General features: G+C 72.6%; 10 protein-coding genes. All 10 read left to right on the top strand.

Features of this window, described 5'->3' with window-relative positions; all coding sequences use genetic code 11:
• Positions 1–30: 30 nt before the first annotated feature.
• The 10 genes from AB0N03_RS07925 to AB0N03_RS07880 all read left to right on the top strand — a co-directional run bounded on the left by AB0N03_RS07925 (position 31) and on the right by AB0N03_RS07880 (position 11,919).
• On the top strand, positions 31–1,083 hold the full coding sequence (locus AB0N03_RS07925; protein ID WP_364367070.1) for a carboxymuconolactone decarboxylase family protein: 1,053 nt from the start codon (positions 31–33) through the stop codon (positions 1,081–1,083).
• 44 nt (positions 1,084–1,127) lie between these two features.
• Positions 1,128–1,922 (top strand): TIGR03084 family metal-binding protein, encoded by a 795-nt coding sequence (locus AB0N03_RS07920; protein WP_364367067.1) that lies wholly within the window; start codon positions 1,128–1,130, stop codon positions 1,920–1,922.
• Positions 1,923–2,173: 251 nt separating this feature from the next.
• Entirely contained in the window at positions 2,174–8,002 is a 5,829-nt protein-coding gene (locus AB0N03_RS07915) for a type I polyketide synthase (RefSeq protein ID WP_364367064.1), read from the top strand.
• A gap of 1 nt (position 8,003) precedes the next feature.
• Positions 8,004–8,456: an acyl-CoA thioesterase gene (locus AB0N03_RS07910; RefSeq protein ID WP_364367061.1), complete on the top strand. Its 453-nt coding sequence runs from the start codon at positions 8,004–8,006 to the stop codon at positions 8,454–8,456.
• Position 8,457: 1 nt separating this feature from the next.
• Entirely contained in the window at positions 8,458–9,033 is a 576-nt protein-coding gene (locus tag AB0N03_RS07905) for a flavin reductase family protein (protein ID WP_364367058.1), read from the top strand.
• Between the two features lie 14 nt (positions 9,034–9,047).
• Positions 9,048–10,106, top strand: a complete 1,059-nt coding sequence (locus AB0N03_RS07900; RefSeq protein ID WP_364367055.1) for an NAD-dependent epimerase/dehydratase family protein — start codon at positions 9,048–9,050, stop codon at positions 10,104–10,106.
• A complete protein-coding gene (locus AB0N03_RS07895) occupies positions 10,103–10,288 on the top strand; it encodes a DUF6222 family protein (RefSeq protein WP_364367052.1) in 186 nt (61 codons plus the stop codon). Before AB0N03_RS07900 ends, AB0N03_RS07895 begins: the two co-directional genes overlap by 4 nt.
• A gap of 162 nt (positions 10,289–10,450) precedes the next feature.
• On the top strand, positions 10,451–10,603 hold the full coding sequence (locus tag AB0N03_RS07890) for a hypothetical protein (protein ID WP_364367049.1): 153 nt from the start codon (positions 10,451–10,453) through the stop codon (positions 10,601–10,603).
• 180 nt (positions 10,604–10,783) lie between these two features.
• Positions 10,784–11,089, top strand: a complete 306-nt coding sequence (locus AB0N03_RS07885) for a DUF6235 family protein (protein WP_364367046.1) — start codon at positions 10,784–10,786, stop codon at positions 11,087–11,089.
• 287 nt (positions 11,090–11,376) lie between these two features.
• The gene (locus tag AB0N03_RS07880; protein WP_364367043.1) at positions 11,377–11,919 is read left to right on the top strand and encodes a DUF6423 family protein; all 543 of its coding nucleotides are present in this window, start codon (positions 11,377–11,379) and stop codon (positions 11,917–11,919) included.
• Positions 11,920–11,926 lie beyond the last annotated feature (7 nt).

Raw genomic sequence — 11,926 nt, 5'->3', positions numbered from 1 at the left:
TACGCGGGTTCGCCGGGCTGAGGAGGAAGTATGGCGGCCGGGTTGGTGCGGGTTGCCCTGCGGCGATCGGTGCGGGAGGTGCGCTACGTCGACGTGGTGCGCCCGCGGCGGGCGCGCGGGCTGGTGCGGGAGGTCTACCGGCAGGTGGAGCGGGACTTCGGGATGCTCGCCCCGCCGATCGCGCTGCATTCGCCATCGCCGGAGGTGCTGGCCGCGGCGTGGCTGATGCTGCGGGAGTCGCTGGTCGCGGGCGGGGCGGCGAGCCGGGCCGGCAAGGAGGCCGTCGCAGCCGCCGTGTCCGCGGCGAACTCGTGCCCGTACTGCGTCGAAGTGCACGCGATGGCGCTCGGGACGCTGGGGGAGCCGGCCGCCGCCGCGGCCATCGAGGCCGGGGACCCCGCGGCCATCCCGGACCGCGGCCTGCGCGCGCTGACGGCGTGGGCGGGCGGTGCAGGCAGGCTGCCCGCGGACGTGCCCGAGGACGCCGCGGCGGAGTTCACGGCGGTGGCCGTCGCGTTCCACTACCTCAACCGGGTGGTGAGCGTGTTCCTCGGGCCGTCGCCGCTGCCCGAGGCCGTTCCGCCGACGGCGCGGGCGAAGGCCAAGGCCGTCCTGGGCTTCCTGCTCAAGCCGGGTGTCGCGCCGCCGGCCGGGCAGGCGCTGGACCTGCTGCCCGCCGCGCCGGGGCCGGGGCCGGACAGCACGCTGTCCGACGCTTTCGCGCGTGCCGCGGCGGCGATCGAGACCGCCGGGGAACGCTCGGTGCCCTCCCGGGTCCGGGAGCTCGTCCGCCGGGAACTCAAGGCGTGGGACGGGAAACCGCCCGGGCTGAGCCGCGCGTGGGTGGAGCCGGTCCTCGCCGAACTCCCCGCGGAGGAGCGCGCACCGGGCCGGATCGCGTTGCTGACGGCCAAGTCCGCCTACCAGGTGACGGCCGCCGACGTCGCCGCGCTCAGTCCGGAAAGGACGGACGACCGCGGGGTGGTCGAGCTGGTGTCGTGGGCGGCGCTCACCGCGGCCGTCGCGGCGGGCGACCGGCTTTCTCCGCCCGCGAAGAGAAGACTCCCCAGGCCGCAACGGTGATGATCGATCAGGAGAAGACGTCGCATCGGTGAAAGGACAGACAGGTGACTGACACCACGGGCGTGATCGCCGACCTTACCGCCGAGGCCGCCGAGGTGGACGCGCTCGTCGCGGGGCTCACCGAGGCGGAGTGGGACACCCCCACGCCCGCGCCGGGTTGGACCGTCCGCCACCAGATCGCGCACCTCGCTTTCATCTTCCGCATCGCAGGGCTGTCGGCGGCGCAGCCGGAGGCGTTCGTCGCCATGACGAAGTCGCTGTCCGGCGGGTTCGAGGCCGCGGTCAACGCCGCGCTGGAGGACTACGTCCACGACCCGGCCGAGGTGCTCCTGACGCGCTGGCGGGCCGAGCGGGACGCGGGGCTCAAGGCCCTCGCGGCCGTGCCCGGGAACCAGCTGGTGCCGTGGCTGGTGAACCCGCTGCCGCCGTACGTGCTGGCGTGCGCGGGGATGATGGAGGTGTTCGCCCACGGCCAGGACGTCGCCGACGCGCTCGGCGTGCGCCGCGAGCGCACCGACCGGATCCGGCACATCGCCGGGTTTTCCGTTCGGGTCCGGGACTTCGGCTACGAGGCGCGGAACCTGACGCCGCCCGCGGAAGAGTTCCGGTTCGAGCTCACCGCGCCCTCCGGGGGGCTCTGGGCGTTCGGGCCCGAGGACGCGGCCCAGCGGGTCACCGGCAGTGCCGAGGACTTCTGCCTGCTCGTCACCCGGCGGCGGCACCGCTACGACCTCGATGTGCACGCGACGGGCACACTGGCCGACCAGTGGCTCGACATCGCCCAGGCCTATCGCGGGCCGGCCGGGCAGGGACGCCGTCCCGGCCAATTCCACTCCTGAATCCTTTGTGGACAGTGTTGGTCGTTGTCCGGTCGTGCTGACGATCCGGTCACGGGCAGCAGCAGAAGAAGCCGGTCCGCATCGTCCGGAGATGCTGGACCTGACGGCCCGGCCGCCCGGAACACCGGGCAGCGGCGGTGCCGCCAGACGGAGACAGGCCAGCGGCAGGACCTCGGTTCCCGCACCGGTGATCAGCGGGGACCTGACGGTTCCGATGGTATGGGGCTCGAGAGCCAGTGGAGTGCTGTGGCATGAGCGTAGAGCGGATTTCGATCGTCGGTATCGGTCTCCGGTACCCCGACGCGAGTTCTCCGGAAGAGCTCTGGGAAAACGTGCTGGCCGGGCGCCGGGCGTTCCGCAGGCTGCCGGACGAGCGGATGAACCGGGCGGACTACTACTCGCCCGACCCGAAGGCACCGGACCGCTTCTACTCGCAGAAGGCGGCCGTGCTGCGGGGTTACGAGTTCGACCGGGTGGCGCACAAGGTCGCCGGCAGCACCTTCCGGGCGACCGACACGACGCACTGGCTCGCCCTCGAGGTCGCCGCGGAGGCCCTCGCGGACGCCGGGTTCGGTGACGGCGAGGGTGCCCCGAAGCTGAGCACCGGCGTCGTCATCGGCAACAGCCTCACCGGTGAGTTCTCCCGCGCCAACATCATGCGGCTGCGCTGGCCGTACGTGCGCCGCACGGTCGCGGCGGCGCTGACCGCCCGCGGCTGGGAGGACGAGGACACCGCGAACTTCCTGCGGGAGCTCGAGGTCCAGTACAAGGAGCCGTTCCCCGAGATCAACGAGGACTCCCTCGCCGGCGGCCTGGCCAACACGATCGCCGGCCGGGTCTGCAACTACTTCGACTTCGCCGGCGGCGGGTACACCGTCGACGGCGCCTGCTCGTCCTCGCTGCTGTCGGTGGTGACCGCGGCCAACGCGCTCGTCCAGGGCGACTTCGACCTCGCCATCGCCGGTGGTGTCGACCTGTCGATCGACCCGTTCGAGGTGATCGGCTTCGCGAAGACCGGCGCGCTGGCCAAACGCGAAATGAAGGTCTACGACGCCGATTCGAACGGCTTCTGGCCCGGTGAGGGCTCCGGCATGCTGGTCCTGATGCGCGAGAGCGACGCGCTGGAGCAGGGCAAGCGGATCTACGCGTCGATCGGCGGCTGGGGGGTGTCCTCCGACGGCAAGGGCGGCATCACCCGGCCCAAGGCGTCCGGGCACCGGCTGGCCCTCAAGCGCGCCTACGAACGCGCCGGCTACGGCGTCGAGACCGTCTCCTACTTCGAGGGCCACGGCACCGGCACCGCGCTGGGCGACGAGACCGAGATCGAGGCGTTGTCCACGGCCCGCCGTGACGCCGACCCGCTGGCCAAGCAGGCCGCGCTGTCGACGATCAAGGGCAACATCGGCCACACCAAGGCCGCGGCCGGCGTCGCCGGCCTGATCAAGGCGTCGCTGGCGGTGTACCACCAGGTCATCCCGCCCGCGACCGGCCACTACACCCCCCACGAGTCGCTCACCGGCTCCTCGGCGCGGATGTACGTCCCGCGCGAGGCGACGCTGTGGCCGGAGGACCAGCCGGTCCGCGCCGGTGTCTCCGCGATGGGCTTCGGCGGGATCAACTCCCACGTCACGGTGACCGAGGCGCCGACCGCGGCCCGGCGCCGGGAGGTCGACGAGCGGGCCCGCTCGCTGGTCGCCGGTCGCCAGGACGCCGAGCTGCTACTGTTCGACGCCGACGACCTCGCGACCCTGCGCGGGAACATCGCCGCGGTGCTGGAAACCGTGCCGAAGCTGTCGTTCGCGGAACTGACCGACCTCGCCGGCACGCTGGCGGAGGACCTGTCGGGCAAGCCGGTGCGCGCCGCGGTCGTCGCGGCCAACCCCGAGCACGCCGAGCGGAAGCTGACCAAGCTCCTCGAACAGCTCGACTCCGGTGACTCGGTCTTCGACAGCGCCGACGGCATCTTCGCGAGCAGCCGCGGCTCCGCGCCGAAGATCGGCTACCTGTTCCCCGGCCAGGGTTCCGGCCGCGGTGGCGACGGCGCGCTGCGCCGCCGGTTCGCCGTGGCGGACGAGATCCACCGAGCCGCCGCGCTGCCCACCACCGGCGACCAGGTCGCCACCGAGGTGGCGCAGCCCCGGATCGTCACCGGTTCGCTGGCCGCGCTGCGGGTGCTGCGCTCGTTCGGCATCGAGGCGTCGACGGCCACCGGCCACAGCCTCGGCGAGCTGACCGCACTGCACTGGGGCGGCGCACTCGACGAGCGAGCGCTGCTGAAGCTCGCCACGATCCGCGGCAAGGTGATGGCCACGACCGTGGGCGACGGGACCGGCGCGATGGCGAGCATCGCCGCTTCGCCCGGCCGGGTCGAGGAGCTGGGCCTGGGCGACGACGTCGTCATCGCCGGGTACAACGCACCCGAGCAGACCGTCATCTCCGGGCCGACCGGGGCGATCGACCGGATCGTCGCCCGTGCGAAGGCCCAGGGTGTCACCGCGACCCGCGTCAAGGTCTCGCACGCCTTCCACTCGCCGGCGGTCGAGCCGGCCGCGAACGCCATGACCGAGCGGCTCGGCGAGTTCGGTTTCGCGCGGCTGGAGCGGCCGGTCGTCTCGACCGTCAGCGGGGACGTGCTGCACGCCGCGGAGGACCTGCCCGGGCTGCTGCGCGACCAGATCGTGCTGCCGGTCCGCTTCCGCGAGGCCGCCGCCAAGGTGGCCGAGCGCAGCGACCTGGTGGTCGAGGTCGGGCCCGGCCGGGTACTGACCGGGCTGTTCGAGGAGATCGCGCCGGAGACCCCGGTGCTCGCGATCGACACGGACAACGCGTCGCTAAAGGCCCTGCTGCGGGTCGTGGGCGCGGCGTTCGCGCTCGGCGCGCAGATCTCGGTGGACGCGCTGTTCGAAGGCCGGATCGTCCGCGCCCTGCCCGCCGACGGCCAGTTCACCTTCCTGGCCAGCCCGTGCGAGGCGGGGGCGTCGATCGACAGCGAGCTGGCCGCCGAGCTGGCCGCGGAGAAGGCGGAGGCCGCCGCCTCGGACGCCGAGGCGTCCGACGCGGACACCGGTTCGACGCTGGACCTGCTGCGCAAGTTCGCCGCCGAGCGCATCGAGCTGCCCCTGGAGGCGGTCACCGCCGACACGCACCCGCTCGACGACCTGCACCTGTCGTCGATCACGGTCGGGCAGCTGGTCAACGACGTCACCCGGGCGCTGGGCCGCCCCGCGCTGGAAGGCATGCCGAACTTCGCGACGGTGTGCCTCGGCGACCTCGCCGAGATGATCGACGAGCTGGCGCAGACGGCGAAACCGGCCGACACCGCCGCCGGCGAGGCCCCCGGCGTGGGTCCGTGGGTCCGGCCGTTCGCGGTCGAGTACGTGCCCGCGCCGCGGCCCGCCGCGGACCTCACGTCGGGGGCGGGGAACGCCGAATGGCAGGTCTTCGCGACGCCGCGGCACCCGCTGGCCGAACCGCTGAAGGCCGCGCTCACGCGGTCCGGCGCCGGTGACGGCGTGCTGCTCTGCCTGCCGGCGGACTGCGACTCGAGCCACGTCGGCCTGTTCCTCGAAGCCGGTCGCGCGGTCATGGCTGCTCCCAACGGCACGCGTTTCGTGGTCGTCCACCACGGCTACGGGGCCGCCGGCCTGGCCAGGACCCTGCGCCTGGAGGACCCGTCGGCGAAGACGACGATCGTCGACCTCGCCGACCCGGCACCGTCCGATGTGGACGCGATCGCGTCGGCCGTGACCACGGTGGTGGCCGAGGTGGCCGCGACCACGGACTTCACCGAAGCGCGCTACGGCGCCGACGGCGGGCGCACGGTGCCGCGGCTGTCCGCGCTGCCCGCCCCGAAGCCCGGCCCGCTGCGCGACTCGCTGGACGCGACCGACGTCCTGCTCGTCACCGGCGGCGGCAAGGGCATCACGGCGGAGAGCGCGCTGGCGCTCGCCAAGGATTCCGGGGCGCGGCTGGCCCTGCTCGGGCGCAGCGACCCGGAGTCCGACAGCGAGCTGGCGGAGAACCTCGACCGCATGGAGGCGGTGGGCATCCGCTACCGCTACGAGCGGGCCGACGTCACCAGCGCCCCGCAGGTCGCCGAGGCGATCGCCCGGGTGGAGGCCGAACTCGGCCCGGTCACCGCGATCCTGCACGGCGCGGGCCGCAACGAGCCGGCTGCCCTCTTCAGCCTGACCGAGGACAGCTTCCGCAAGACCCTCGCCCCGAAGATCGGCGGCCTCAACGCGGTGCTCGCCGCGGTCGACCAGGACCGGATCAAGCTCCTGGTCACCTTCGGCAGCATCATCGGCCGGGCCGGCCTGCGCGGTGAAGCGCACTACGCCACGGCGAACGACTGGATGACCGAGCTGACCCTGCGCTTCGGCCAGGACCACCCGAAGGCACGGGCGACCGCGCTGGAGTGGTCGGTCTGGTCGGGCACCGGCATGGGCGAGAAGCTCGGCGTGGTCAGCGCCCTGATGCGCGACGGCATCACGCCGATCCCGACCGAGGAGGGCATCGCCGTCCTCCGCCGGGTGCTGGCCGACCCGGCCGCGCCGCCGGTGCTGGTGGTCTGCGGCCGCACGGCGGGCCTGCCCACGCTGCCGATCCGGAAGCGGGAGCTGCCGCTGACCCGGTTCGTCGACCGCGCGATCGTGCACTACCCGGGTGTCGAGCTGATCACCGAGGCGGACCTGTCCGACGGGGCCGACCCATACCTGACCGACCACCTGCTTGACGGGCAGCTGCTGTTCCCGGCGGTGCTCGGCATGGAGGCGATGACGCAGGCCGCGGCGGCGACGCTGGACCGCACCGGCACCCCGGTGCTCTCCGACGTCGAGTTCCTCCGGCCGATCATCGTCTCGTCCGGCGGGTCGACCACGATCCGGCTGGCCACGCTGGCGCGTGACGCCGACACCGTGGACGTCGTCATCCGCAGTGACGAGACCGGCTTCAGCGCGGACCACTTCCGGGCGCGGCTGAGCTTCGCACGGCCGGCCGAGCTGGGGGAGAAGGCCGCCCGCGACGTCGCGCTGCCGCCGGTCCCGGTGGAGCCGATCAGCGAGCTGTACGGCTCGGTCCTGTTCCAGGGCAAGCGGTTCCAGCGCGTCCTCGGCTACCGGCGGGCGAGCGCCCGGCACGCGGTCGCCGAGATCGCGACCAGCGCGGACTTCTCGTGGTTCGCGCCCTTCCTGCCCCAGGAGCGGCTGCTGGCCGACCCCGGCACGCGGGACGCGATGATGCACGCGATCCAGTGCTGCGTCCCCGACGCGACGCTGCTGCCGCAGGGCATCGAGAAGCTGTACCTGGCCGAACCGGGGCGTCAGCACGACGAATACGTCCTGCTGGACGCGAAGGAACGCTCCCAGGACGGCGACAGCTACGTCTACGACCTCGACGTGCGCAACCCCGACGGGACGCTGGTCGAGCGCTGGGAAGGCCTGAAGCTGCGCGCGGTCCGCAAGCGCGACGGTGCCGGGCCGTGGGTCCCGTCGATGCTCGGGTCCTATGTGGAGCGTTCCTGTGAACGGCTGCTTGGCGGGACGCGGTCGGTGGTGCTCGAGCCGGACCCGGCCGGGCGTCCGGCCGAGGGCATCGCCGAGCGGAGGGCGCAGACGGCGCTCGCCGTGGGCCGTGCGCTCGACCGGCCGGTCGAGATCCGGTACCGCCCCGACGGCAAGCCGGAGTGCGACGGCGGGGTCCACATCACCGCGTCACACACCGCACAGCTGACCCTGGCTGTCGCCGGCACCGGCCCGGTGGCCTGCGACATCGAGACGGCGATCGAACGCAGCGAAGAGGACTGGGCCGGGCTGCTCGGCGAAGAGCTCCTCGCCCTCGGCCGGCTGCTGGCCGCCGACACCGGCGAACCGGTCAGCGTGGCCAACACCCGGGTGTGGAGCGCGCTGGAGTGCGTGCGCAAGACCGGGTCGATGACCCAGGCGCTGACCGTGCGCCAGGTCGATGCCGACGGGTGGGCGCTGCTCGCCTCCGGCAACGCCCGGATCGCCACCTGGTCGACCACCGTCAACGACCGGACCGCCCCGATCGTCTTCGCTGTGCTCCACGCAGAGGGGAACTGAGATGTCCGCCTATTACGAGATCCGCCACACGGTCGGGTTCGAAGAGACCAACCTGGTGGGCAACGTCTACTACGTGAACTACGTGCGCTGGCAGGGCCGGTGCCGCGAGATGTTCCTGAAGGAGAAGGCGCCGGCAGTGCTCGAAGAGGTCCGCCACGACCTCAAGCTGTTCACCCTCAAGGTGGAGTGCGAGTTCTTCGCCGAGATCACCGCGTTCGACGAGCTGTCCATCCGGATGCGGCTGGAGGAACTCACCTCGACGCAGATCCAGTTCGCCTTCGACTACGTCCACCTCACCGCCGACGGCGAGGAGCGGCTCGTGGCGCGGGGACGGCAGCGGATCGCCTGCATGCGCGGGCCGAACACGGCCACCGTGCCGTCCCGGGTCCCGGAGCAACTGCGCGAAGCGCTGGTGCCCTACGCGACGGCCGCGGTCAACGGCAAGGGAGTCTGACGTGGGCTACGACGCAGAGCCTTCCGAGGCGGCTCCCGTGCTCAAACGGCTGCGGACGTCACGCGCCCGCAGTGGCCTCTCCGTCCAGCCGGGCCTGCGGCAGGTGATGGCCCAGTTCGCGACCGGGGTGACGGTGCTGACGGCGGGCGGGGAGGACGCGCACGGCATGACCGCCAACGCGTTCTCGTCGGTGTCGCTGGAACCGCCGATGGTGCTGTGCTGCGTGTCCAAGGCGGCCCGGATGCACACCGCGATCGTCACCGCGGGCTCGTTCGGGGTCAACATCCTCGCGGCCGAGCAGCAGGAGCTGTCGAAGTACTTCGCCGACTGGCGCCGTCCCGACGGGATCGCCCAGTTCGACGCGGTCGGCTACACGGCGGGCGACCTGACCGGCGCGCCGCTGCTCACCGGCGCGCTGGCGTGGCTCGAATGCGAGCTCGCCCAGGTGGTGGCGGGTGGCGACCACTCGATCTTCCTCGGCCGGGTGGTCGCCACCAGCCGCGGCGAGGGCGAACACGCGCTCGTCTTCTACGGCGGCGGCTACCACCGCATCGACGGGCGGGCCCGCGCGGCCTGAGAGAGGCGAACGTCATGCTGATCGCGGTTACCGGCGGCACCGGCTTCCTCGGGACCCACACGGTCGCGGCCCTGCTGCGGCGGGGGCACCGGGTGCGGCTGCTCGCCCGCGACCCCGGCCGGACCGTGCCGTCCACTGTGGACGTCGTGCCCGGCGACGTCACGGACCCCGCTGCCGTCGCCCGGCTGGTCGACGGTGCGGACGCGCTGCTGCACGCGGCGGGCGTCTACACCTTCGACAGCAGGCGCCGGGCCGAGCTGTGGCGGGTGAACGCGGGCGGCACCGAAGTCGTGCTCGCCGCCGCACGCCGGGCGGGCACCGGGCGGATCGTGCACGTCTCCACCGTCGGGGCGCTGTACCCGGCGGCCGGGCCGGCGATCGGCGCGGCGAGCCCGGTCGGCACCCCGCGGGAGGCCTACCTCGCCTCGAAGGCCGAGGCCGAGCGGATCGCCCGCGCGCACCGCGCCGACGGCGTCCCGGTCACCGTCACCCACCCGCCGGCGCTGCTCGGGCCGCACGACCCGCACCTGGGCGACCAGAACGCGCGGCTGCGGGACCTGCTGCGCGGGCTGATGCCGATCTGGCCGTCGGGCGGGCTGCCGATCGGCGACGTGCGCGACTCGGCGGAACTGCACGCGCGGATGTTCGACGGCGTGCCGGGCGACGTGTACTTCGGGCCGGGCCACTTCCTGACCTCCCGTGAATACCTGGCCGCGGTCCGGGCCGCGACCGGGCGGCGCCTGCCCGCGGCGTTCCTCCCGGCACGGGCGATGTTCCCGGTCGGCCGGGGTGCCGACCTGCTGCAGCGCGGCTGGCCGTGGCACATCCCGGCCGAGTACGGCGCGCTCTACGTCTGCGCTTACGCCGTGCCCGTCGCCGCGGACGCACCCCGGGCCGGCGTCCCGGCGCGGCCGGTGGCCCGCACCGTGCGCGACACGATCGCCTGGTTGCACGCGACCAGGCGCCTCACCGACCGGCAGGCCGGCGCGGCCGCCTTGCCCACTGTGCCCATGACGACGACAGCGGTCCCGGCCGAGCCGGGACTGTCCCGACCGAGGAGGGTCCTGCCATGACCGCCAGCGACGCCATCGAGCCCATCCGGCCCGGCTCCGACACGGTGCCGACCGCCATGACGGACGTGCCGGACGGCTTGCAGGCCCGGCCGATGCCCCGGCTGGGGCGGGGCATCGTCTGGTCCGACATCGTCGCCGAGATCGAGCACGACTACGAGGTCCGGCTGCGGGATGCCGCGTGAGCGGAAGTCACCGCGCGGACGCCGCGGTGAGGCACTCGCCCTCGCGCTGAACCGCTGCCGTCGAACCGCCTCGGCCACTCGACGGCCGGTATCCCGGAATGCGGCGAGATTCGTCCGATTCGTGAGCTTTCCGGGCCGGGGAGGGAGAACGGAGGAAACGCCATGACAGCTCCAGCGTTGCCGGCCGGGAGGGCCGGGCCGACGGAAAAGCCGGCTGAACCGAGCGGCCGCCCGCGCGCGGACTCGCCGCGGGAACCGGCCGCGCCGGCCGAGCGGGAGTACCTGCGTGAGCACATCGTTCTCGGTTACAACTGAACGTCCGGCGGCCGGGCGGGTGCCGCGTCACGGGCGCGCGCCTGCCGGTCCGGCGCACGCACAGAGATGACGCGGTCACCGCGAGGGCGGGACACTGGAACCTCACCGGGGCCGGAGTGCGGGGCGGGACTCGCCGTGCGCGCCCGGCGCCCGGCCGAAGTTCGGTTGGGAGGCCGGCGGATGGCGATGCGCCTCCAGCTCACCGCGGGAGTGCAGGTGCTCGAGGACTGGGCCGAGTCGGCGACACAGGCCGAACGGAATGTCGTCTACGAGGCATTGTTCGCTGTGGGCGACGGGTCGGCTTTCCTGGTCTACGATATTTTCGGCGACCCGCACGATCCCGGTAATTTCATGGTTATGGTGCAACCGGGTCTGGTGCTGAAGATAATTGTGCAGCGGGCGGAATCCGCATTCGAGATCCGATATGTCGGCAGTCGGCAGGACGGCGTCGACGCGCCGGCCCGTCCGGGCTCCTCGGGTCAGTGAGCACCGGTCGCGAGCTGACGCTGCGGCTTACTCCGGCCAGGGTGCCGCGGCTCGGTCCCATGACGGTTCGTGACCGGGAGGGTCGGGCGACGTCCGGCGGCCGAATGAGCAGTACTGCGCCGAACGGGGTAAGCCGTCGCCCGGATGGCGTACGTTCCCTCCGGGGGCAATGCATGCCACGGAACGGGTATTCCTCACCTTGACAATGTCTCTTGTGGTATGAAAACCTCTTCGTGTTCGCCGTTGCGGCCGTTATTTTCTGGGGTGAATAACGAGGAGGCTTCGTCATGTCGTCGCCCGAATTGCCAGGACTCGATGTTTCCAGCCGGGTCCGCGCCCGGGACATCCAGCTCACCGGCGTAGCCGATGTCGGCCGCCGGGTACTCATGATCACCGGCGCGATCGACACCACCGATCACGACGTTTCGGTGAGTGTCAGCCTGCCGGAGCCGGGGCGTTGGCAGGTCATCAAGGCCGAGACCAACCTGACCGACCGGACGTGGGTCGCCATGCAGGCGGTGCTGGACGAGGACTCGGTGTTCATCGACGACGCCGCGCTGATGTCGCCCCAGTTCGCGAAGAGCTTCATGACGCCCGACCAGCGGCGGCTGACCTTCTACGACGGTGAGGTCCGGCCGGGCGAGGCCGTGCTCAAGACGTACTCGATGGAAACCGGCGGCCGCAAGCCGACGTACTTCTCCTCCCGGTACAGCCCGATCGCCACCGACAGCGCCGAGCGGTCCCAGGAGACGCTCGAGGAGCTGGTCACCAACGGGATGCGGCAGCGACCGGTGGTCGAGCTGATCGTCCCGATCACGGTGATCGGCTGAACCGGCG

Origin of the sequence: Amycolatopsis sp. NPDC051061, from assembly GCF_040682935.1 — a bacterium.
Classification (GTDB): Bacteria; Actinomycetota; Actinomycetes; order Mycobacteriales; family Pseudonocardiaceae; genus Amycolatopsis.
The sequence above is the reverse complement of the archived record's forward strand: the minus strand, read 5'-3'. Positions and strand labels throughout refer to the sequence as shown.